The organism is Mycobacterium haemophilum DSM 44634 (assembly GCF_000340435.2).
In the GTDB taxonomy this organism is placed as follows: Bacteria; Actinomycetota; Actinomycetes; order Mycobacteriales; family Mycobacteriaceae; genus Mycobacterium; species Mycobacterium haemophilum.
Window position 1 is genome coordinate 993631 of sequence record NZ_CP011883.2, and the last position, 22627, is coordinate 1016257.

General features: G+C 66.0%; 20 protein-coding genes and 1 pseudogene. 8 read left to right on the plus strand and 13 right to left on the minus strand.

Going from position 1 to position 22627, the window contains the following annotated elements:
- Nucleotides 1–33 precede the first annotated feature (33 nt).
- On the minus strand, nt 34–915 hold the full coding sequence (gene pstB, locus B586_RS04775; RefSeq protein WP_054881069.1) for a phosphate ABC transporter ATP-binding protein PstB: 882 nt from the start codon (nt 913–915) through the stop codon (nt 34–36).
- Nucleotides 916–1209: 294 nt separating this feature from the next.
- Here pstB and pstS point away from each other — a divergent pair, with 294 nt between their 5' ends.
- Both pstS and B586_RS04785 read left to right on the plus strand, forming a co-directional pair.
- A complete protein-coding gene (pstS, locus tag B586_RS04780; RefSeq protein WP_054880552.1) occupies nt 1210–2325 on the plus strand; it encodes a phosphate ABC transporter substrate-binding protein PstS in 1116 nt (371 codons plus the stop codon).
- Between the two features lie 231 nt (nt 2326–2556).
- The gene (locus B586_RS04785; RefSeq protein WP_047313344.1) at nt 2557–4563 is read left to right on the plus strand and encodes a serine/threonine-protein kinase PknD; all 2007 of its coding nucleotides are present in this window, start codon (nt 2557–2559) and stop codon (nt 4561–4563) included.
- A gap of 11 nt (nt 4564–4574) precedes the next feature.
- Here B586_RS04785 and B586_RS04790 read toward each other — a convergent pair whose 3' ends face one another.
- Both B586_RS04790 and B586_RS04795 read right to left on the minus strand, forming a co-directional pair.
- Nucleotides 4575–5792 carry a CoA transferase gene (locus B586_RS04790; protein WP_054880551.1) on the minus strand — a complete coding sequence of 406 codons (1218 nt, stop codon included), beginning with the start codon at nt 5790–5792 and terminating at the stop codon, nt 4575–4577.
- A gap of 38 nt (nt 5793–5830) precedes the next feature.
- Nucleotides 5831–6769, minus strand: a complete 939-nt coding sequence (locus tag B586_RS04795; protein WP_054880550.1) for a class I SAM-dependent methyltransferase — start codon at nt 6767–6769, stop codon at nt 5831–5833.
- Between the two features lie 99 nt (nt 6770–6868).
- Between B586_RS04795 and B586_RS04800 the strand changes: the two genes are divergently transcribed.
- Entirely contained in the window at nt 6869–7549 is a 681-nt protein-coding gene (locus B586_RS04800; protein WP_414738687.1) for a cation efflux transmembrane domain-containing protein, read from the plus strand.
- 75 nt (nt 7550–7624) lie between these two features.
- Here the strand turns inward: B586_RS04800 and ctpC are convergent, their stop codons facing one another.
- The 4 genes from ctpC to B586_RS04820 form a co-directional block, all read right to left on the minus strand.
- Nucleotides 7625–9730 carry a manganese-exporting P-type ATPase CtpC gene (ctpC, locus tag B586_RS04805; protein WP_168162570.1) on the minus strand — a complete coding sequence of 702 codons (2106 nt, stop codon included), beginning with the start codon at nt 9728–9730 and terminating at the stop codon, nt 7625–7627.
- Nucleotides 9731–9817: 87 nt separating this feature from the next.
- Complete coding sequence (locus B586_RS04810; protein ID WP_047313340.1) at nt 9818–10096, minus strand: DUF1490 family protein; 279 nt, start codon at nt 10094–10096, stop codon at nt 9818–9820.
- A 143-nt stretch (nt 10097–10239) separates the two neighbouring features.
- Nucleotides 10240–10980 (minus strand): TIGR03089 family protein, encoded by a 741-nt coding sequence (locus tag B586_RS04815; protein WP_197079817.1) that lies wholly within the window; start codon nt 10978–10980, stop codon nt 10240–10242.
- The gene (locus B586_RS04820) at nt 10968–12437 is read right to left on the minus strand and encodes an LCP family protein (protein ID WP_047313339.1); all 1470 of its coding nucleotides are present in this window, start codon (nt 12435–12437) and stop codon (nt 10968–10970) included. The genes B586_RS04815 and B586_RS04820 overlap by 13 nt, the downstream gene beginning before the upstream one ends.
- Before the next feature lie 98 nt (nt 12438–12535).
- On the opposite strand from B586_RS04820, the gene rfbD reads away from it, so the two are divergent.
- Genes rfbD through manB form a run of 3 tightly spaced genes read left to right on the plus strand, consistent with a single transcriptional unit; the run spans nt 12536 to nt 15454 of the window.
- The gene (rfbD, locus tag B586_RS04825) at nt 12536–13459 is read left to right on the plus strand and encodes a dTDP-4-dehydrorhamnose reductase (RefSeq protein ID WP_054880548.1); all 924 of its coding nucleotides are present in this window, start codon (nt 12536–12538) and stop codon (nt 13457–13459) included.
- On the plus strand, nt 13452–14372 hold the full coding sequence (locus tag B586_RS04830) for a glycosyltransferase family 2 protein (RefSeq protein ID WP_054880547.1): 921 nt from the start codon (nt 13452–13454) through the stop codon (nt 14370–14372). Before rfbD ends, B586_RS04830 begins: the two co-directional genes overlap by 8 nt.
- 5 nt (nt 14373–14377) lie before the next feature.
- Entirely contained in the window at nt 14378–15454 is a 1077-nt protein-coding gene (gene manB, locus B586_RS04835; protein ID WP_047313502.1) for a mannose-1-phosphate guanylyltransferase, read from the plus strand.
- Between the two features lie 53 nt (nt 15455–15507).
- Here manB and B586_RS04840 read toward each other — a convergent pair whose 3' ends face one another.
- From B586_RS04840 to cofD, 5 genes and pseudogenes are all read right to left on the minus strand, one after another.
- A complete protein-coding gene (locus B586_RS04840; RefSeq protein ID WP_054880546.1) occupies nt 15508–16101 on the minus strand; it encodes an NUDIX hydrolase in 594 nt (197 codons plus the stop codon).
- Nucleotides 16044–17715, minus strand: a pseudogene (locus B586_RS04845) (Eco57I restriction-modification methylase domain-containing protein). Before B586_RS04845 ends, B586_RS04840 begins: the two are co-directional and overlap by 58 nt.
- Nucleotides 17705–18406, minus strand: a complete 702-nt coding sequence (locus B586_RS04850) for a hypothetical protein (protein ID WP_236971352.1) — start codon at nt 18404–18406, stop codon at nt 17705–17707. Before B586_RS04850 ends, B586_RS04845 begins: the two are co-directional and overlap by 11 nt.
- A gap of 31 nt (nt 18407–18437) precedes the next feature.
- Nucleotides 18438–19790, minus strand: coding sequence for a coenzyme F420-0:L-glutamate ligase (locus tag B586_RS04855; RefSeq protein WP_054880545.1), 1353 nt, complete (start codon nt 19788–19790; stop codon nt 18438–18440).
- Nucleotides 19787–20788 carry a 2-phospho-L-lactate transferase gene (gene cofD, locus B586_RS04860; RefSeq protein WP_054881067.1) on the minus strand — a complete coding sequence of 334 codons (1002 nt, stop codon included), beginning with the start codon at nt 20786–20788 and terminating at the stop codon, nt 19787–19789. Before cofD ends, B586_RS04855 begins: the two co-directional genes overlap by 4 nt.
- Before the next feature lie 410 nt (nt 20789–21198).
- Here cofD and B586_RS04865 point away from each other — a divergent pair, with 410 nt between their 5' ends.
- Complete coding sequence (locus tag B586_RS04865) at nt 21199–21534, plus strand: WhiB family transcriptional regulator (RefSeq protein WP_054880544.1); 336 nt, start codon at nt 21199–21201, stop codon at nt 21532–21534.
- A 25-nt stretch (nt 21535–21559) separates the two neighbouring features.
- On the opposite strand, the gene B586_RS04870 is transcribed toward B586_RS04865, so the two are convergent.
- The gene (locus B586_RS04870) at nt 21560–21982 is read right to left on the minus strand and encodes a metallopeptidase family protein (RefSeq protein ID WP_047313498.1); all 423 of its coding nucleotides are present in this window, start codon (nt 21980–21982) and stop codon (nt 21560–21562) included.
- Between the two features lie 186 nt (nt 21983–22168).
- Between B586_RS04870 and B586_RS04875 the strand changes: the two genes are divergently transcribed.
- Nucleotides 22169–22621 (plus strand): DUF3499 domain-containing protein, encoded by a 453-nt coding sequence (locus B586_RS04875; protein ID WP_211141579.1) that lies wholly within the window; start codon nt 22169–22171, stop codon nt 22619–22621.
- Nucleotides 22622–22627: the final 6 nt, after the last annotated feature.

The following is a 22627-nucleotide window of genomic DNA, read 5'->3' on the forward strand; positions in this document are numbered from 1 at the left end:
ACTGACCTTTCTATTGCCGGTCGATTTGCCGGTCTATTCGGGGTTTCCGCCATTTGCTGCTGTGGTCCCGACTTGCCTTTCTCCGGGACCGAGGGGCCTGCGGTCGCCGAACAGTCCGGAGATGTAACGGACCGTTTCGGCATGCTTGGGCGATGAGAACAGCTGTTCGGTGGGCCCTTCCTCGACCAGTCTGCCGTCGAAAAATAATGCCGTCCGGTGACCGATCCGGGCGGCCTGGGCGAGATCATGGGTCACCATGATCACGGTCAGCCGGTTGGCCAATGACCGAATGAGCCCTTCGATCTTTTCGGTCGTCGTCGGGTCCAGCGAGGACGTGGGCTCGTCCAGCAACAGCACCTCCGGTTCCACCGCAAGCGCACGGGCCAGACACAACAACTGCTGCTGACCGCCGGAGAGCCGGAACGGCGAATCACCGAGCCGATCCTTGACCGCATCCCAGAGCCCAACCTCGGTCAGTTGAGCTTCAGCAACGCTTTTGAATTCCTTGCGCGGCACCATCTTGTGCGCGCGCACGCCGGCAACCACGTTGTCCATGATCGACATGGGAAACGGGTTGGGACGCTGGAATAGCATGCCGACCCGGCGGCGGAACTCCATCAGGTCGCTGCTGTTGAAGATGCTCTGTCCGGCGAGCAGGACGTCACCGCTGTACCGGTACCCGGATACCTTGTCGTTCATCCGATTCAGGGTGCGCAGGAAGGTCGTCTTCCCTGAGCCGGTCGGTCCCAACAAGGACGTAACCGCGCGGGCGGGGAAATCCAGGCTCACCTGATCGAGCACGGTTTTGGCGGCGAAACTCAACGTGAGGTTCACCGCCGCCATGGCCGGTGTCGCGGCATCAGCAGCATCAGTTTTCGGGGCACCGGTTTCGGCGCCAAGCTGTTCCGGGCTCATCAACATCCCACTAAAGCTACTTCGAGACCCCACGCAAGTCGCCACGCGGGCTATCTTCTACATACCTTCAAAGGCCCCGCTCAGTATCTGCTCATCTGCACCGCTGCGGCTAAACTCTTCTAGTTTTTCCACAAAAGCTTCAAAGGCGCCTCTAATCCTGCTCCCAGCTGGCAAGGCTTGGATGTCCACAGGTCCGCGTGTTTGTCGCCAAACCAGCGTGCGGCGGGAGTGCTCCAGGGGGCTCCATGGTGGCGGAATGCGTGCATTCGTCGCCTGACTCGTGAAAGGAGTTCCGTGAAGTTCACCCGATCTGGCGCTGCGCTGACTCTGTTGGCCGCCAGCGCGCTGGTGTTATCGGCGTGCGGTCCCAACAGCACCAACACCTCGTCATCTGGATCCAACACCTCGTCGGTGCCGGTGCACTGCGGCGGCAAGAAGCAGCTTAAGGACGCCGGCTCCACCGCCCAAGAGAACGCGATGGAACAATTTGTCTACGCCTATATCCGGGCGTGCCCAGGCTATACGTTGGACTACAACGCAAACGGCTCCGGCAGCGGGGTGACGGAGTTCATCAATAACGAAACCGATTTGGCGGGGTCCGACGTGCCGTTGGATCCGTCGAAGGGTCAGACCGAGAGCGCGGCGGCGCGCTGCGGTTCGCCGGCATGGGATCTGCCGACGGTGTTTGGCCCGATCGCGGTCACCTACCACATCAACGGCGTGACGTCGCTGAAGCTAGACGGACCCACCACGGCAAAGATCTTCAACGGCACCCTCACCACGTGGAACGACCCGGCGATCGCCGCGCTCAACGCGGGCACGCCGTTGCCGTCAATACCCATTCGCGTCATCTTCCGCAGCGACAAGTCAGGTACCACGGACAACTTCCAGAAATACCTCGATGCCGCATCCAACGGTGCCTGGGGTAAAGGTGTCAGCGAGACCTTCGATGGGGGTGTCGGTGTCGGCGCCGCGGGGAATAATGGGACGTCGGCGGCCCTGCAGAACATCGACGGGTCGATCACCTACAACGAGTGGTCGTTCGCGGTGGGCAAGCAGTTGGATATGGCCCAGATCATCACGTCAGCGGGTCCGGATCCGGTCTCGATTACTACCGACTCCGTCGGCAAAACGATTGCCGGGGCCAGGATCATGGGGCAGGGCAACGACTTGGTGTTGGACACGTCGTCGTTCTACAAGCCGACGCAGCCCGGTGCGTATCCGATCGTGTTGGCGACCTATGAGATCGTCTGCTCGAAGTATCCGGATTCGGCCACCGGCACGGCGGTGAAAGCGTTTATGCAGGCCGCAATTGGTGCGGGCCAAGAAGGTTTAGACCAGTATGGGTCGATTCCGTTGCCGAGCTCGTTCCAATCTAAACTGGCGGCAGCGGTGAATGCTATCGCTTAACTCGCGTGCCCGGACCGGATTCTTTGACCGGCCGGGCATCGGCCATCGCAGCCAATTCCGTAGGGCTCTATCGACTTTGGGTGGTCCGTTGACGAACCCCCACAGAGGCCTCGTGTTGCGCAGTTTTATTGTGGCCCGGTCACTAAGGATTTACCGTGTGGTAGCCACCGGTTTCGATGTGGCGGGACTGAGGGCGTCGGGATCGGCGGCCAATCGAAGGGAGCGTCGACGGTGAGCGACACTATTTCGCGGGTAGGGTCGCGGTTTGGGCCGTATCAGCTGACGCGGCTACTGGGTCGCGGCGGCATGGGCGAGGTCTATGAAGCAGAAGACACTCGCAAGCACCGGGTGGTGGCGCTGAAGCTGATTTCAGCGCAATACTCCGATAATTCGGAGTTTCGTGCGCGGATGCAACGCGAGGCTGACACGGCGGGGCGGTTGACCGAGCCGCACATCGTGCCCATCCATGACTACGGCGAGATCAACGGGCAGTTCTATGTGGAGATGCGCCTGATCGACGGCGTTTCACTGCGTACCATGTTGAGCCAGTACGGTCCGCTGAGCCCGGCGCGAACAGTGGCCATCGTGCGCCAAATCGCGGCTGCGCTGGATGCCGCACACGCGAACGGCGTCACACACCGCGACGTCAAACCGGAAAACATCCTGGTCACCGGCAAGGACTTCGCTTACCTGGTGGATTTCGGGATCGCGCGCGCCGCGTCTGACCCCGGCCTGACCCAGAGCGGCACCGCGATTGGCACCTACAACTACATGGCCCCGGAGCGGTTCACCGGCAACGACGTCACCTACCGCGCTGATATCTATGCGCTGGCCTGCGTGTTGGGCGAGTGTTTGGTCGGGGCGCCGCCGTATCGTGCCGAAACTGTCGAACGGATGGTTGCTGCGCATCTGCTCGAGCCTGCCCCGCGGCCCAGCCAGCTGCGACCGGGAATGGTTCCAGCGGCGTTCGACGAGGTGATCGCTAAAGGCATGGCCAAAAACCCCGCCGACCGCTATGCCACCGCGGGTGATCTGGCCGAAGCCGCCCACCAGGCGCTGACCGCACCCGAGCAGCACCAGGAAGCCACGATTCTGCAGCACGGCGACAACGCGACCCTGCTGGGCACCGCCGGCTGGGCCCATTACCCAGGCTCGGGCACCGACCCCAGGTCAATGGTTGGATCAGCGCCCGGCGAGGAGACCATGGCTCGTCCGGTAGCTCATCCGGCAACCACCGACAGTGGCGATGGCGGCTGGCGGCCAACTGGGCCGCCGTACTACGCCAGTCCGGCTGGCCCACCGACGTTTAGCCAACCACCCGCCGTGCCTGACCCGGGCTTGAATCGCGGTGCTGCCCAGTCCCGCCGGAAACGCACGCGGTGGATCGTCGTCGGCGCTGCGGTGCTCGTGCTGGTGGCCGCCATCGGCATCACCCAGGTCCTCAGATCGGGTCTGTTGTCGCCGTCTGGGCAGGCGGCCGGGCAAACCGTGCTGCCGTTCAATGGCATCGACTTTCGGCTGTCTCCCAGTGGGGTGGCGGTCGACAAAGCCGGCGACGTGTATGTCACCAGTGAAGGCATGTACGGGCGGGTGGTGGAGTTGGCGCCGGGATCGAGCACCCCGACGGTGCTGCCGTTCTCGGGTCTCTATCAGCCCCAGGGGCTGGCGGTGGACGCCGCCGGCACGGTGTATGTCACCGATTTCAACAACCGGGTGGTGTCGTTGGCGGCCGGGTCCAACCATCAGATCGTGCTGCCGTTTTCTGATCTCAATTACCCCGAGGGTGTTGCGGTGGACGCCGCCGGCAACGTCTATGTCGCCGACCGGGGCAATAGCAGGGTCGTCAAGCTCGCGGCGGGGTCCACCGTCCAGACCGTGCTGCCGTTCACTGGCCTGAAGAACCCCGATGGTGTGGCGGTGGACGCCGCCGGCAACGTCTATGTCACCGACACCGACAACAACCGGGTGGTGGAACTCAACGTCGCGACAAACAGCCAGACCGTGCTGGCGTTCACCGGCGTCACCGTGCCCTGGGGCATCGCGGTGGACACCGCCGGCGACGTCTATGTCACCGAACACGACAACAACCAGGTGGTGAAATTGCCGGCCGGCTCCAACACCCCGATCGTGCTGCCATTTACCGGCCTCAATACCCCCTTGGCGGTGACGGTGGACAAAAGCGGGACCGTCTACGTCGCCGACCGCGGCAACGACCGGGTCGTCAAACTGAGGCCCTAACGCGCCGCCAGTCACGAATCACTCGGTGGCCCAGTCAGAAACACATCGTTGTGCTGGCCCGCGGCCGGCGGGGGATCGGTGACCACGGCGTTGAAGCTCACGTAGCGGGCCGGTGTGCGGATCACCGTGACGGCCCCAAGCTGCGGGTCACCGCTGCCGACGTGCAGGGCGAGGTCGTTCTCGGCGAACAACGGGGTGTCGACGACCTGCTTCCAGGTGTGGGCCAGGCAGGCCATCAGACCGCCCTGCTGCAGCAACTTAACCCATTCGGCAGCGGTCTTGGCGGCCAGCGCCGCCTGAAGTTCGTCGGTCAACTCGGGGTAGTTGACCGCCCGCGCGCGTTGGTCGCGGAATCGCTCATCGTCAACGAGATCGGGTCGGCCGATGATGCGACACAACTTCTGCCAGTGCTTGGGCACATACGCGCTGATCACGACGTATCCATCGGCGGTTCGGAAGGCGTCCGAGGGTTGGGTGGCAAAGCCAACTCCCTTGCGCCGCTTAGCTTTCGGATACTGCTCCGGTGCTGGCTTGGAGGTTGCTCGGGCGCTGTCGGCCTTGTTGAGATGCAGTGTTAGCTGGTTGGCCTGCAGGCCTACCGCGACGTCGTACATCGCGACTCGGACAATGTCGGACACCCCGTGGCGCTCGCGGTTGAGCAGCGCCGCCAGCACCGCCTGAGCTAGCACGTGACCGCTGGCGTTGTCGACGAGTTGGAAGGGGATGATCTGCGGTTTGCCGTCCGGCGTGGGCATCCCGGTGGTCATGCCGGCCTCGGCGGCGACCATCAGATCGACGCCCGGCCGGCTGCCGTGGGGGCCGTTACCGCCGAACGCCGTCAAGCGCGCATAGATCAGCTTGGGGTTTCGCGACCGCAAGTCGTTGGGGCCCAGGCCCATTCGCTCCATAACCCCGGGGCGAAAACCTTCCAGCACGACGTCGGCGGTATCGGCGAGCCGCAGTATCTGCTGTCTGGCCTCGTCGTGGGTCAGGTCCACTGTTACCGATTTCTTGCCGCGGTTGTTGGGCAGAAAATATGTCGCCAGCGGTGGGCGTCCGGGAAGGACTGCGGTGATCTGGCGGGCCGCCTCACCGCCGGGCGCTTCAATCTTGATGACCTCGGCGCCTAGATCGGCCAGCACCTGTCCGGCCAACGGCCCGGCCACGTTTTGGGTGAAATCGAGGACCCGAAAGCCGTCAAGTGGTTTGGCGGGGTTGCTGTTTGGCATTGGTGGACGCTCCCTAACCTGGTTTCTGGCGGCTGCTCCTAGGGTGCGTCGGCCCCCCGGTGCAGCACCGCGGTGCAGTAGTAATTGTCGGAAACGGCCGATGCTGGCCGCTGGCTTGTTGGTGGAACCGGTAAGCCGTTGTCGGCCAACAACTGTTCTAGCCGCGTTTCCGTCACGCTCCAGCCGCGCGCGTCGAGATAGGTTGCGACGTCGTGGCGCTCGCCGGGGTAGCCCAGGTTGTCGAGCACGACGTCCAGACCGTGCGCATACCACTTTTGATTCGCGGCTTCCAACGCCTGCAAGGCATCTGGGGAGTTGAGAAATGTCTCCGCCACCAACCGGCTACCGTCGGCGCTGAGCGCGGTGATGTTGTCCAGCAAGCGATCCTGCGCCTGCGAGGGCAGGAATGCGAGCAGGCCCTCGGCGAGCCACGCGGTGCGGCGTCCCGGGTCGAAACCAGCCTGGCGCAGCGCCGACGGCCAATCGTGGCGGAGGTCGATTGGCACCGCCCGAAGGTCGGTCGTCGGGGAAGCGTCGAGCGCGGCTAACGTGAAGCTCTTGAATTCGAGGACTTGCGGTTGGTCGATCTCGAACACTGTCATCCCCGTCGGCCAGGCAAGTCGATAGCCGCGGGCATCGAGGCCCGAGGCCAAAATGACCGCCTGGCGGATTCCCGGTGCCTCGGACAACGCCGCGTCGGCCAGAAACGCGTCGATGTAGCGAGTACGCACCGTCAGCACATCGGTCATCCGCTGCATGCCCCAGGGGGCGTCGGGGATATCGACCTCAGCGGAAGTCAGTTCGCCGATCGCCCATCGGGTGAAGAAATCGATGCCGACCGCCCGCACCAGCGGTTCGGCGAACGGGTCGTCGATCAGGGCATCCCTGGTGGCCCGGGCCCGTCCCGCGGCCACCATCGTGGCGGTAGCACCCACGCTCGTCGCCGCGTCCCAGGTGTCGTTGTCGGTGCGCCCCATCTGGTGCTCCCATCTCCCGCCGTGCTCCTGATTAGTGAGATTAGGTCCAGCGGGCGCGCTGAGCACGCATGCGGCGCCATCGGCATTTACCATCACTTGATGCCGATGACCTCCCGCACGGTCGGTGATCCCGTCGAATCGGCTGCCCATGTCGACTGTGGCACCTCCCCGCGCGATGCCGGATGGCAGCGGAACGCTCGGTGGGCGCGGTGGCTGGCCTGGGTCAGCCTCGCCGTGTTGCTCATCGAGGGCGCCCTGGGACTGTGGCAGGGTTTGGCGGTCGGATCCATCGCATTGACCGGGTGGGCCCTCGGCGGCGGATCCGAAGGGTTGGCCAGCGCGATGGTGCTCTGGCGTTTCACTGGCACTCGCACGGCGTCGGAGACCGCCGAGCGGCGCGCACAACGTGGTGTGGCGGTGTCGTTTTGGCTGACTGCCCCCTACATCGCTGTCGAATCCATCCGTGACCTGGCCGGCCAGCACCACGCCGAGACGTCGGTAGTCGGCATCGGGTTAACGGCGCTGGCCTTGGTGTTGATGCCGATTCTCGGCTGGGCCAACCACCGGGTGGGTGCTCGGCTGGCCTCGGCGGCCACCGAGGGCGAAGGCACCCAGAACTACCTGTGCGCCGCCCAGGCCGCCGGGGTGCTGATCGGCTTGGCGATCACTGCTTGCTGGCCCGACGGTTGGTGGGTTGATCCCACCATCGGTCTGGCCATCGCCGCCGTGGCGGCGTGGCAGGGCATCCGAGCGTGGCGTGGCCACGACTGTGGCTGCTGAGCCGCCACGGCCGAGCGTGCGTGTCTGTACGTCCATGACCGCGGCGTGTCGCGTGCAACTGCGCACGCTCGCCAATTACAGGCGGTAGCGGATCAGCCGGGAGCTATTGGCCACCACCGCGACCGACGATGCGTTGTGCAGGACCGCGGCCAGCACCGGCGAGAGCGCCCCGCCCGCCCCAATAAGCAGCCCGGCGGCGTTGACGGCGATGGACATCCCGTAATTTTCGCGAATGACTTCCACCGCCCGCGCGCCCAGGTCACGCACGTCGAGCAGACGATTGAGATCATCGTTGGCCAGTGCCACGTCAGCGGTCTCGACGGCGACGTCGGTTCCGGCCAGACCCATGGCGATCCCGATATCAGCGGCCGCTAGCGCCGGAGCGTCATTGACGCCGTCGCCGACCATGCCGACCACGTAGCCTTCGTTCTGCAGATCGCGGACCACCTCGAGCTTGTCCTCGGGCATCACCTCGGCGCGCCACTCGTCGATGCCCAGCTCTTCGGCGACGACCTTGGCGATGTCTGGATGGTCCCCGGTGAGCATGACGATCCGCCGCACACCGCTGGCCCGCAACTTCGTCAGCACCTCGGCTGCCTCAGGACGGACTTCATCGCGCAGGCTGATCAGCCCCACTAGCGTGCCGTCCACCGCGAGCAGCAGCGGAGTCTCCGCCCGACGCCGCAGCAAGGCGACCCACTCCGATGCCTTCTTCGACACCTTGACCTTTTCGGCTCGCAACAGCGACGGGCTGCCCAGCAGCAGGGTCCGGCCGTCGGCCCAGGTCCGCATGCCCAGACCGACCAGCACCTCGCACTCCTCGTGCGGCGGGATGCTGATGTGGCGCTCCTCGGTCGAGCGGATCACCGCTTCGGCCAGCGGGTGCCGAGAGTGGATCTCCGAGCTGGCCGCATACGCCAACACCTGCTCAGGCTCCCAATCTTTGTGCATCGCAACGATATTGGTGACCACGGGGCGACCGACGGTCAGCGTCCCGGTCTTGTCGAACACGATCGCGTCGACCCGGCCTGCCTGTTCGAGGTGAGATCCGCCCTTGATGAGGATGCCGCGCCGTGCCCCGTTACCGATCGCGGCGCTGATTGCGGTCGGCGTGGCCAGCCCCACCGCGCAGGGACACGCGATCAACAGCATGGTCATCGCGCGGCGGACATCTCCGGTGATCGCCAACGTAATGGCCGAGACAATGAACGAGGTGGGCACGAAGCGGCGGGAGAAATTCTCGCCGACGGTCTGGATGGGCGCCCTATCGTGTTGAGCCTGTTCGACTCGGGTGATGATGCGCCCGATCGTGGTGTGCTTGCCGACGGCACTCGCGCGCACCACCAAGCGCCCGCGCACTACTACCGAACCGGCATGGACGTGTGACCCGACCATGACGCTGACGGGCAGGTTTTCCCCGGTGATCGCGGACTGATTGACAATCGCTTCGCCGTCGACGACTTCGCCGTCAACCGGTATCGCGACATGGTCGTGCACCACCACCTCGTCGCCGATCTGCACGGTGTCGATCGGCACCTGTATTTCGGTGCCCACTTGTGGCCCGTCGGTTAAGCGAATCCACGCCGTGTCCTGGGTGCCGCGTAAGAGTTCTGAGATCGCCCGTCGGGTCCGCCGCAGCGTCAGATCCTGTAGGTATTCACCGATGTTGAGCAGCCACAGCACGGTCAGTGCCACCACGTTCTCACGCAGGATCAGGCTGGCAATGGTCGCCGCCGAGACCAGCGCATCGGTGCCGGTCTTACCGGAGCGCAGCGAACGCAGCGCGCCGCGCAGAAAGGGGTACCCGGTGAATATGGTGACGCCGCTGGCGACGAGCCGGCTGGTGGGCCCGAGCAGCGGCGGCCGCGTGAACACATAGCGGCGCACGCCAAGCAGCGTCAGCGCCGCAGCGCCGATCGCCATACGAAGCACCTCACCGTTGCGGATCTCGGCCGAATGCGGCGCGCGGGTGGGGATCAATTCCGCGGCCACCTGCGCTGCGCCGCTGATCGCTGCCAGCACCGATGGGCGATCACAGCGCCGGGGCGAGTACCAGACGACGACGGATCCGGTGCGCGGGTAGGCGTGCACGGCCCGCACACCGTTGCACTTGGCTACCGCCTCTTCGACCGCCACGGCGCGCCGGGAGTTGGAGCGGACCCACTCGACGGCAACCCGCATCCGCCCGGCCGCATCCGAAACCACGACGAGGGCAGGATCGTCGGCTGTGGCGATCTGGTCAGCCGTCACGAGGGTCACGTCGAGCGCTCAGTGGTCGTGCTGGTGGATGTCGCCGACGGCCGGTGTGGGCGCCTCTTCGCCGATGCGTTCGCGGGCTTCGGCCATCACGTCGGCAAGCTTGAGCCTGGCCGACTCTGCGGCTTCCTCAGCCTTGCGGCTGCCGCGCAGCCCCAGCTCCGCGGCCGAGACCGCGGTTTGGTGCAGCGGCGCCTTGGCCACGGCCTTGCGCAACACCTCGTAGGCGGTTACCCCGGCCAGGCCGGTGATGACCGTGGTTGCTGCCTTCGCCAGTAGCCCCTGAACCATTGCTCGAACCTTCCTGTGGTCTGTCGTCTCTCACGTGACATGTCGGCACCCGCGTCAGCCGACGCTCTCGTGACGTTAACATGTAAATATAGCGATATCAATATGAATCGAAGCTGGCCTGGTCGGTTGGCGAGTTGCCCGACTCAAAGTACCCGGGTGACCTTTTCGGTCTCAATCCTGCGCGCCAGCACCGCCGGGTCGGGGTTGGCCACCTGCACCAACGACGCGCCGACGGCCATGACCGCCAACAGACCGCTGATCACATCGGCGGGTCCTGCCCACGACGCGGTGGAAAGCACCCGGTCGCGCGACGTCAAACCCGTTGCCGCCGCAGATTTCTCGCAGTCAGCCAGGATCTGGTCGACCGATCGGCCGGCAAGCGCGGGACCGGGGTGGCGTTCGGGAACGATCTGATCGCCGTGCACCCGCACCGCGGTCGCGTAGTCGGTGATGCCGACTGGCAGGCCGGGGGCCGGCCGGCCGAACGGGTCGAGCGACAGCACCGCCACTTCGCCGGCTGTGCTGGCTGTGATGTTTAAGGCCTCGTCCAGCCGTTCGACGGTGCACAGCGCGAGGTCGGCTGTCGGGTCGGCTGGGCCCAGGAGCGTCTCGGCGCCGATCCACCATGCCCCGAACAACACCGCCGTCGTCTGCCAGTGCGCCGGCAACAAGATCGCGATCCGGCTGGCCGGTCCGGCGGCCAGCTCGTCGCGCAACAGGTTGCCGGTCTTGGCGGCCCAGTTGGCCAGGGTTGCTGCGGACAATTCGATGCGTTCGCCGGTGGCGTCGTCGTAGTAGGTGATACGCGGGCCGACCGGGTCGGCCCGCAGCATCGGGTCCAGAATCGCCCCGCTCAGCGTTGTCGGTGTGTTCAGTTGATGCACTCGGGTATGTCGGAGCCGGCGGTCAGGATCGGCGATGGCGCCGGGATGTCTGCATCAGCCGACGAACCAGGGTTTGACGCATAGGCCGGCGCTATCGAACCGCTACCGGAAAGCCCAGAGCCGGGACCGGTGTAATCGTTGGCCAGCACTACCCGCACCGATCCTGCGGGTATCGATCCATCGGCGATGACGGGCAACCCGCCCAGTTCCTTGGAGACCTCCTGGGCGCCGAGGTCGTCGGACTTCGCGGCGCGCACCTGGCTGCCTTTCACGTGGCCGCCTTGGTTGTTGGCCACGGAGCCGGCGGTAAATCCCTTGGCGGTCAATACATCTGACACCGCAGCGGCCAGTCCGTTGATGTCGGTGTCGTTGAGTACGTTGGCGGTGGTCCTGGCGGGTGTGTAGGCCAGCTCGTCGGTTTTTCCTTGGGCTTGGTCGTGCAACAGGCCGCCAACGAAGTCTTGAACCTGGTGCGGGTCCACCCGCACCACGCTTTGCATGCCGTCGTCGCTCCACCCGGCCTCGTCGAGCACCGGGATGGTGGCGAAGGCGACTTTGCCGCCGGCCAGGCTCTGCAACTGCTTGAGGAAGTCCATCAGGTTCCATCCCGAGGAAATCACCACCGAGCGCTGGATAGCCTGCTCGAGCCGCTTCACGGTGGACGGGCTGGATAGGGTTTTTCCGGAGATGACCCGGTGGGCTAGCGAGGCCATCACCGCCTGCTGACGCACCACCCGGTCCAGGTCGCCGCGGGGCAGCTCGTGACGCTGGCGGACGAAGCTCAGCGCCTGCGGACCGCTCAGCTTCTGCCGGCCGGCCGGAAAGTCGGCACCCGACATTGGCTCAAACACTGCATCTTTGAGACAGACGTCGACGCCACCGAGCGCGTCGGCGATCAACGCGAAACCGAGCAACCCGATCTCGGCGTAGTGGTCGACGGTGACCCCGGTGAGGTCGGCGACCGTCTTGATCAGTGCCTCCCGCCCGGCCTCGGTGCCCTGCGCCGCGGCATCTTCGGCGGAATCGCCGGCCCGGACCAGGCTCGCTCGTTTGGCCTCCCGGGTTTGGCCGTAGACGCCGTTGATCTTCGCCTTGCCCAGGCCGGGAGCTTGCACGTAGGAGTCCCGCGGAATCGAGATCGCGGTCGCCGACTTCCCGTTGTTGGGTATCCGGATCAAAATGATCGTGTCGGTGTTGGTGGCCTCCTCGTCGCCGGCCCGCAGCGTCGCCAGCTCCTCGGCCGACAGCGGGTTGCCGTGGGCATCGGTACGGCTGTCCAAACCGACCAGCAAAATATCGATCGCGCCGTCGTTGCCACCCTTACCCAGTGACGGCGCGGACATGTGGAAGATGCCGTCCTCGAACGACCGGAAGCTAGTCCACGCCACCCCGGTCCCCAGCACGATCGCAAGAGTCAGCGCAGTGGCAACCGCACGAACCACACGTTGCACAGGCATCCCACTAGATTACTTGCGACACAGCGGCTTGCCGGGTAGCCAGCCGCGGCGTGGCCCGAGCTTTCCCCCAGCTTTCCCGGGCATGCCAGACTCGAACCATGTCGGATGGGTCAGGAAGGCTAGTGATTACCGGTGCCGGTGGGCAGCTGGGCAGCGTTCTGGCGGCACAGGCCACCGCTGCGGGCCGGGACGTGCTCGCGCTGACCTCGTCGCAGTGGGACATCACCGATGCCGCGGCCGCCGAGCGGATCATTCACAGTGGTGATGTCGTGATCAATTGCGCTGCCTATACCAACGTCGACGGCGCCGAGAGCGACGAAGCGGGTGCTTACGCGGTCAATGCCACCGGTCCGGAAAACCTCGCCCGAGCTTGCGCACGCAGCGAAGCTCAGCTGATCCACGTCTCCACCGACTACGTGTTCAGTGGTGATTTCGGCTCGGGCGCTAACCGGGTGACGCCGCGTCCCTACGAACCCACCGATCAAACCGCCCCCCAGGGCGTCTACGCCCGCAGCAAACTCGCCGGCGAACTTGCTGTGCGGGCCGCGCTGCCGGATGCCGTCGTGGTGCGGACCGCCTGGGTCTACACCGGCGGGACCGGCAAGGACTTCGTCGCTGTCATGCAACGGCTGGCCGCCGGAGACGGGCCGATTGACGTCGTCGACGACCAAACCGGCTCACCGACCTACGTCGCCGACTTGGCCGACGCACTGCTTCAAGTCGCCGACACCGGCCTGCGCGGGCGCCTGTTGCACGCCGCCAATGAGGGCGCGGTGTCCCGGTTCGGGCAAGCCCGCGCCGTGTTCGAAGAATGCGGTGCTGACCCGCAGCGAGTACGGCCGGTCAGCAGTGCACAATTTCCGCGGCCTGCGCCACGGCCGTCCTACTCCGCGCTGTCCGGCCGGGAGTGGGCCGCGGCCGGCTTAACGCCACTACGGCCCTGGCGCAGCGCACTTGTCGCGGCACTCGCGGTATCTCGTAGCTCCCCGGCCGATCGACCGTTACCCTCTACGCGTGACTGACGTGCTGCCCGTCGTCGCGGTGACCTACTCGCCGGGCCCGCACCTGGAGCGTTTCCTGGCTTCGTTAGCGCTGGCCACCGACCGCCCGGTCAGCGTGGTGTTGGCCGACAACGGGTCCACCGACGGGACACCGCAGGCCGCCGTCGAGCGCTACCCCAACGTGCGGTTGCTGCCGACCGGGGACAACCTCGGGTATGGAACCGCGGCGAATCTCGCCATCGCACAGCTCTTTGCGGAGGGCGGGGCAGCCGGCCAACCGTGGGTCGATGATTGGGTGATTGTGGCTAACCCGGACGTGCAATGGGGTCCGGGCAGCATCGACGCGCTGCTGGACGCCGCCGCCCGATGGCCCCGCGCGGGGGCCCTGGGCCCGCTGATCCGCGATCCCGACGGGTCGGTGTACCCGTCCGCGCGCCACGTGCCAAGCCTGGTTCGCGGCGGCATGCACGCGGTACTGGGACCGATTTGGCCACGCAATCCGTGGACAGCCGCCTACCGCCAGGAGCGGCTCGAGCCCAGCGAACGGCCGGTGGGCTGGCTGTCGGGTTCGTGTCTGCTGGTGCGACGGTCGGCTTTCCGTGAGGTCGGCGGCTTCGACCAGCGCTACTTCATGTACATGGAGGACGTCGACCTGGGGGACCGGCTCGGCAAAGCCGGTTGGCTAAGCGTCTATGTGCCGTCGGCCGAAGTGCTGCACCACAAGGGCCACTCCACGGGGCGTGACCCGGCAAGCCATTTGGCGGCCCATCACAAAAGCACCTACATCTTCTTGGCTGATCGGCATGCTGGTTGGTGGCGAGCCCCGCTCCGCTGGACGCTGCGCGGCTCGTTGGCGGTGCGTTCTTGCCTGATGGTGCGCAGTTCGCGCCGCAAACAGGCTGGGCAACTGGCAGAAGGGCGGCGGGTGAAGTGACGGCATTGGTAACCTCGCCAGTCGATGCGGTGGTCCTGGTCGGCGGCAAGGGCACTCGGCTGCGCCCGCTGACCCTGTCTGCGCCCAAACCCATGCTGCCCACCGCTGGGTTGCCGTTTCTCACCCATCTGTTGTCGCGGATCGCTGCGGCGGGCATCGAGCACGTGATTCTGAGCACCTCGTATCGGGCCGCGGTGTTTGAGGCAGAGTTCGGCGACGGGTCCAAGCTGGGCCTGCAGATCGACTACGTGACCGAGGAGTCTCCGTTGGGGACCGGCGGTGGTATCGCCAACGTCACCGGCCAGCTGCGGCACGACACCGTCATGGTGTTCAACGGCGATGTGCTGTCCGGTGTCGACCTCGGGCGGTTGCTGGGATTTCACCGAACCAACTCCGCTGACGTCACTTTGCACCTGGTGCGAGTGGGTGACCCACGGGCCTTCGGCTGTGTGCCCACCGAGGATGGCCGGGTTACCGCCTTCCTGGAGAAAACGCAGGACCCGCCGACCGACCAGATCAACGCCGGCTGCTATGTCTTCGAACGCAACGTCATCGACCGGATTCCTCGAGGCCGCGAGGTATCGGTCGAACGCGAGGTGTTTCCGGCCCTGCTGTCCGACGCCGACGTCAAGGTCTGTGGTTACGTCGATGCCACGTACTGGCGGGACATGGGTACCCCAGAAGACTTCGTTCGCGGATCGGCGGATCTGGTGCGCGGCATCGCCCCGTCACCGGCTTTGGGCGGCCACCGCGGCGAGCAGTGGGTGCACGACGGTGCGGCGGTGTCTCCCGGCGCGGTGCTGATCGGCGGCACGGTCGTTGGGCGTGGTGCTGAGATCGGCCCTGGTGTCCGGCTTGACGGCGCGGTGATTTTCGACGGGGCCAAGGTTGAGGCCGGCAGCGTGATTGAGCGCTCGATCCTCGGCTTCGGTGTCCGCATCGGGCCGCGGGCGCTGATCCGTGACGGGGTAATTGGCGACGGCGCTGACATCGGTGCGCGTTGTGAGTTGCTGCGGGGTGCCCGGGTGTGGCCCGGAGTTTCGATTCCCGACGGCGGGATCCGCTACTCCTCGGATGTGTGAGCGCGACGAGCGTGAAGCCAGCCGCACGCTCGAGCACGAATGTTCGGTCAGCTTCACGCTCGGCGGGTTGCGCGCCCGACTAAGTACTGCAGCGCGTGATCGGTCCCCGGCGGCAGGGCGTCGGCGGGCCACCACCGTAGGTCGTCGGACTCGTCGCTGGCCGTGATGTGTGCGCCGGCCGGCGCGTGCGCCACGAACTGCAAGTCGAGATGACGGGTCGGCACTCCCAGCGAGCAGGTGACCGGGTGGACGTGAATTGCGGTCAGTTCGGGTGTGATGCGCAGATCGGCCACGCCGGATTCCTCGGTTGCCTCGCGCAGCGCCGCGCCGACGAGGCCCTCGTCGGCATCCTCGCAGTGCCCGCCCAGCTGGACCCAGCGGCCCAGCCGCGGGTGCAGGGTGAGCAGCACCTGGCTGCCGGTGTCGTCGAGCACCAACGTCGATGCGGTGACGTGGCCCGGGACGCACTCCCGACGGCACGCGTCGGTCCGGCCGGTTACGAAGGCCAGCACCGCATGCCGCAGCGAGTCCTGGGCCGGATCGGGTGCTTGCCAGTCGGTGAGGACAGCGATCGCCGACTCCCGGATGTTCACCGGGATCCCCGCTTGGTTCTGCGATCGCGAAGTGACGCCCAGGCCGCGCGACATTCGGCGACCAGGCCCGGGGCTAAGCCCAGCCCGTCGATCAGCACCCGGCGGTCCACCATGTCGAGCGCCTTCTCGATCTCGTTGGCCTTCAGCAACAGATCGACGTCTTGGCCAAGTTCGGCGCTGGCATATGCCGGCGGGGGAATGGGTAGCTGCTCGGCTTCGCGGGGTTCGAGCTCCAAGATGCCTCCGCCGTAACTGCGCCCCATGATCTCGGCGAAGGCGAAGGTGGCGCTGTTGTGGAACACCGCGGCAAGGGCGGTGGGGTCTATCTGGGAGTTGGGGCCGGCGATAAGACGGACCCGATGCACGGTGTCGGTGCTGGTTGCGGCGGCGGCGTTGACGGTCAGCCGCGGCGCCAGGTGGATTTGGCGCAGCATGAACAGGTCGGGAACCCACAGCGACGGTGTGCTCCACCACGGCTTGCGGATGGAGCATTTGTAGCCCCTATCGACGCCGGCGCGCTCGCCGGCGTCGATGTGCGCGACCAGGGCCGGATCTGTCGGGTTACGTGGGGCGTCGAGCAGCCAAGTCCGGTGGCGGGCGGCGATATCGCCGGCCCGGCAATCTTTGTCGTAGACGAGGCCGGACAGCTGGGTGCTGCGCGAGACGAGCGGCACGCAGTGCTTGCGCAGCCCTAGGGCACGGGCATCGGCGTCGGTGAAGGTGAAGAAGCTGTTGCGGCCGGTCACGATGCCGACATCCACATCGGCCACTTCGCCGAACCGGGTCATCGTGCCCGCATGCTTGAGTTTGCGCAGCAGCCGGATTTGCGCGGCGTCCAGGAAGTACTTGGTCCACTTTTCTTTTTCGTGCAGCAGCGCCGGAGCGGACTCGACGTCCAGGTCTTGTTTTGCTAACGCGTCCAGGGCGTCCGCATCGCGGAGGCTGACGGTGCGTATTTGCGCTGGACCCGCACCGACGACACCGCAGAACAACACCACTTCTTGCAGGATTCCGTCGAACACCAACCGCTCGAAGGTCACGAGCGTGATCTCGGAAAAGCGGCTCAGCAGAAATTCGCGCAGCTGTGCCGCGTAGCTGACTTGGAGTAATTCTGCCGGCACGACCAAGCCCACTCGCCCACCGTCGCGCACCAGCGTCGTGCTCGCTACGACGAACGGCACCCAGGCATTGGTCAACTTCGTCGGGCGCAGGCCCGCCTGCCGCATCAGTTCCAGCGCCGGATCCCGTTGGTCGGCTGCCCAGTTCCCGAAACGGATGTAGGGCGGGTTTCCGGCAACACCATCCCAGCTGCCCACTCGGTTTTTGCGCAGCCAGGTGAAGAAGTTCGCGGTGTCGACCGAACAGAATTTCCGGGATTTTCGCGCCTCGCGCGCCAGCAGTTCCACACCGTGCGCCTGGTCGGTGAGCGCGGCGATCTCGCGCAGGATTCGGCCATCGCCGCAGGATGGCTCCAGGATCTTCGGTCCCGCCTGACGAACCCAACGGGCCAAAAATCGGGCAACGGGCGCCGGCGTGTAATAACCGCCGCGCACCTTGTCCGCAGACGCAGCCGTTTTGCCCGCGAACGTCGTCATGGGACAAGTATCGGGGCAGCTACCGACATCCGTGATCACCATCCCTAGGGCGCGTCGGACAACTACGTCGCATGAGGTGGGAGGCCCTGGAATCGGGCCTGGTATGCGCGGTACATGTCGGTGCTGAATCGTTCGATCCGCAGCGGGCTCTGCGGGTCGGGCAGGTTGGGGTCAACGCGACCGGTTACCGGGTCCCAGGAGACCAGGCTCATTGCTTCTGCTCGATGGTCGGGTTCGTCCACGAGTTCTCGACCACCCAGCCGAGCCAAGGTCCCGACGATGGCATTCGTTCGTGCTCCTGGCGCCAGGCACGGCGTCGGGATGGCGACCACAAAACCGACGACGGCGCTGGGAAACCTGCTGTGCACCGTGGTGGCCTCGGTCGCCAAGTCGTTGATCATGTTCTGCCAGTTCTTCCCGACGCTGTCGTGATCGTTCAGCGTCTTGCTGTCGAACACGATGCGCGCCCCGTCCGGCCGGTAGCCCACATCGAAGTTCTGCGGCCGAACGCCGCCGACTATGCGCACTGGCCCAACTTCCACACAATCGGGCTGCGATGGCTGCAGCTGGCTGGCGGTGGGAACCACGACGGGGATGTTTCCGAGCATCACCGACAGTGCGCCTCCGACCGCCACGTCGATCAACGTGCCGAAGTCCATCCCGTCTTTCTTGGAGAACTTCGAGCCGACGAGCCACTTTCGGCCGAAAGCAGTGAGTTCATCGGTGGGCAGGGTGATCCCCGGCATCGGCTGCAAGACGGCCACGGGTGCGAAGCCTAATCGCCGCAGTGGCAGCTCATTTGCGGAGCAGCAGGTCGGCGACCCCGACCGGGTCGCGCAACCCGGCCGGCTCCTGGGCGTACCCGATCGCGATGGCGCCCAACGGCTCCCAGTCGGCCGGCAGCTCGAGCTCGTCGCGGACCAGGTCGGCGGCGAAAATCGTCGAGCCAATCCAGCAGCTCCCCAGCCCGCGCACCGCCAGCGCGACCAGCAGGGCTTGTACGGCTGCTCCGACGGCGACGGTGAACATGGTGCGCTCAGCGTCGGTGCGGGCGGCGTCGGGGTAGGCATGTGCGCCGTCGGGAACCATGAAGGGAATGACGACCTGGGGCGCGTCGTAGAGGATTTGGCCACGCGCCACGCGCCGTGTTATCGCGTCGGCGGGCACGGCGTCACCGGCGAGATCTAAGCGCCACTTGTCGGCCATCCGGTTCAGCAGCCGGGTCCGGACGGCCGGGGTTTGCAGCCACACAAACCGCACCGGCCGGGTGTGGTGTGGGGCCGGGGCGGTCAGCGCCTCGGCCACGGCCGCTTCGATCAGCTCGGGCGGCACCGGCTCCTTGCTGAAGGCGCGCACTGACCTGCGCAATAGCTGGGCCTGCTGGCGACCCAGCTGGAGGGCTTCTGCGGTACCGAGCCAAAACAGGTCGTCGGCGCCGCCGCGCAGCAGGTGCCGGGCGGTCGAGCCGTCGTCAGCCGGGTTAAGGCCGCGTACCACTGCTACCGGCATCGCGGTCAATTTGCCCTTGACCAGATCGGCGGCGGCCGCGACTTCGTCGGCCACCGCGATCTCGGTGACCACCAACTCGTTGCCGTAGCGGTCGACGGTGCCCGAATAGTTGTGCAGCACAGCCAAACCGGCCGCGCCGACCGCGACGTCTGTCTGACCGTTGCGCCAGGCGCGGCCCATTGTGTCGGTGATGACCACGGCGACGGTGACGCCGAGCCGCTCGCACAACCCGGTGCGCAGCACCGCGGCGCTGGCGTCGGGATTGACAGGTAGCAGCGCGAGTTCGCCCCGGCCGACGTTGGATCCGTCCACGCCGGCGGCGGCTTGCACCAGCCCGAGCCGGTTCTCGGTGATCAAGGTTCGGCCTTTGCGGGCCAGCACGCGCACCGCCTCGTCGTTGACTAGCTTGCGACGCAGTTCATCTCGGGCCTCAGCAGCTTTGGGGGCCGGCACCAACCGACCCTCGCACTTGGAGACGACCTTGCTGGTGACCACCACGACGTCGCCGTCGCGCAGCCATGGCGCGGCCGCGGCGATCGCGGCGCTCAGATCGTCGCCGGGACGGAATTCGGGAAGCCCGGCGACAGGCAGGATCTCGATCGTCGAGCCGGCGCCGTGCTCTTGTGAGCGGCCGGTCACGCCGCCACGCCCGCGAGCTGAAGCCCGGCGTTCACCATGTCAGCCGTTGCCTTCGGGTCGCTCATCAGCAGCGGTATCGACTGCACCGCGACACCGTCGATATCGGCGCGGTCGCTTTCGTGCACTAGCCAGCAGTCCAGAATCCCGGTGCCGCGGCGCGCCCCGTAATGCTGGCCCACTGCCGCTGCGGTGGACTGCACCCCGATCACCGTGAGACACTCATCGGCCATGCCGCGCAACGGCTTTCCGCCAATGATGGGCGAGTAGCCGACGACCGGGGCGGTGGCTGCCCGAAGTGCACCGCGAATACCGGGGACGGCCAGGATGGCGCCGATGCTGACCACTGGATTCGACGGTGCCACCAAAATGACGTCGGCGTCAGCGATAGCCGCTACCGCTTCAGTTGCGGCGCTGGCTTTTTCCGCCCCAACATAGGCGAAGCTGTGCGTGGGCACCTGGGCGCGGTAGCGCACCCACCACTCCTGGAAGTGGATCGCGCGCCGGCTGTCATCGACCGGATCAGTGATCACCACGTGGGTCTCGCAACGGTCGTCACTGGCCGGCACCAACCGTGCGCCCGGTTGCCAGCGGTCACACAGCGCTGTGGTGATCTGCGACAGCGGGTAGCCGGCCCCCAGCATCTGGGTGCGCACCATGTGAGTGGCCAGATCGCGGTCCCCGAGTTCGAACCAGTCGGGCTGCACGCCGTATCGCGCGAGTTCCTCCTTGGCGTGCCAGGTTTCGTCGCGATGACCCCAGCCGCGGTGCGGGTCGACCCCACCGCCTAGGGTGTACATGCACGTGTCCAGATCCGGACAGACACGCAGCCCGTGAATCCAGGCGTCGTCGCCGATATTGACGACGGCAGTTAGCTCGTGGCCTGCTGCTAAGGTATCTGGGCGTTGCTGCGGGCCAAACTGACCCAGGCCGAGCAGCTGCTGGACCCCCAGCAAGAAGCGGGCACCGCCCACCCCACCGACCAGAACCGTGACCTTCACACCGCACGACAGTACCGCCCCGCTCACCGCCCGCTTGCGGGGGAGAGTCAGGGCAGTGAGCCGGACCCACGGCACCCCTCGGAACAGGGAAAGGTGGGAAAGGATTTGGAAAGGATTTGTGCAGAGCTGGTGACCAGACGCTCGACACGCCGCGGGGCGGCGGCAACAGAAACGCCGAAATTCGATCACAACATGGTATGGAAATTCGGGGCCACGCTTGACCCGGCAGGTCAACCCGTGTCTAATCACATGAGTGTCATTTCACGGTTGGCCGGCCGGTTCCGGTGTCGCAGACCGAGATTCGATCACTTGTTCGAATTGTCTGTACATTACAACAGTGGGAAAGATGACCCCCAATCACACGGTGAGGAGGCGGACGACGCATGTCCTATGAGCACCTTCGGGGCGTAATGGGAAGCACACCGCACACCACGTCCGGCGCGGCGCAGGCGGCAATCGCCCGGCCGTTTTTGAGCTTGGTTCCCGAAGCGCTAGGCGCATTCGAAGCCGAACCCGAGCTGGAGCCGACTAACCAATGGCAAGACCGCGCACTCTGCGCGCAAACGGATCCCGAGGCCTTCTTTCCTGAAAAGGGTGGCTCCACGCGCGAGGCCAAGAAGATCTGCCTGGGTTGCGAAGTGCGCCACGAGTGCCTGGAGTACGCCCTCGCTCATGACGAGCGCTTCGGCATCTGGGGCGGTCTTTCCGAGCGCGAGCGTCGTCGCCTCAAGCGTGGCGTCATCTGACTCAGGGCCGACTTTGGACCGTAGCTCAGTCGTCGTTGATCGTCGGGTCGATGACCGAGGGCTCGACGTCTAAGTAAATCGCCACCTGAGCCACCAGAATATCGTGCAACAATTCACCAAGCTCGACGGTGTCGTGGGCTCGTCGTTCGATCGGCTTGCGGAACAAGACAATTCGCGCTCGCGTGGCATTGCCGCGGACGTCGACGCCAGCGGGGATCAGCCGGGCGAGCGCGATCGGCCCGTCGGCGATGACCTCGGGTGGCCACTGCACGCTCTCTGGGTCCCGGGCGGCGATGCGGGGGATCTCGTCGACCGCGACGTCGAGCTCCGACACCCGCCCTTGCCAGCGTCGCTCGATGGGTTCGTAGGCCTCCAACACCGCCATGTCGAACCGCTCAGCCCGGCTACGCCATCCCGGCACCGTTGGCGGCAGCAGCGGACCGCGGATGTCGCGGCCCCTTCTCGCGGCTCGGCGCGACGGGGACCGGCGCGACCACCGACCGTGCCCCGAGGAGCTGCGCGAATCGCTGCAGGAATTACTCACTGGGCCGATGGTAACGGTAAACATCCCACGCCGAACGCCATCCGCGTGTCCGGCGCTTCGGCGGGGTTTGCGCACGATAGCCTTTCGGTCGTGAACGTTCCCCGTCGCTGCTGCCGGCCTGGGTGTCCGCACTATGCCGTGGCGACGTTGACGTTCGTTTACTCGGACTCGACGGCGGTGGTAGGTCCGCTCGCTACCGTGCGGGAACCGCATTCGTGGGATCTGTGCGTCGACCATGCCGCCCGTATCACTGCGCCGCGCGGGTGGGAACTCGTGCGCCATGCCGGGCCCCTTAGTTCTGAGCCCAATCCCGACGAGGACGACCTGGTCGCGCTGGCAGACGCGGTACGCGAAGGCCCGGGCGGTGCGGACAGGTCCTACCGGAACGGAACCGGGGCACCGCTGGGCGGCTTCCCGGATCCCCAGCTGCAGCCTGCCGGAGCTCATGCCACCGCGCCCAGCGGTGGTCTGCTGGCGCCACCCGAGCTGCGTTCCGGACGGCGGCGCGGACATCTGCGGGTATTGCCCGACCCCTCGGACTAGTTCGGA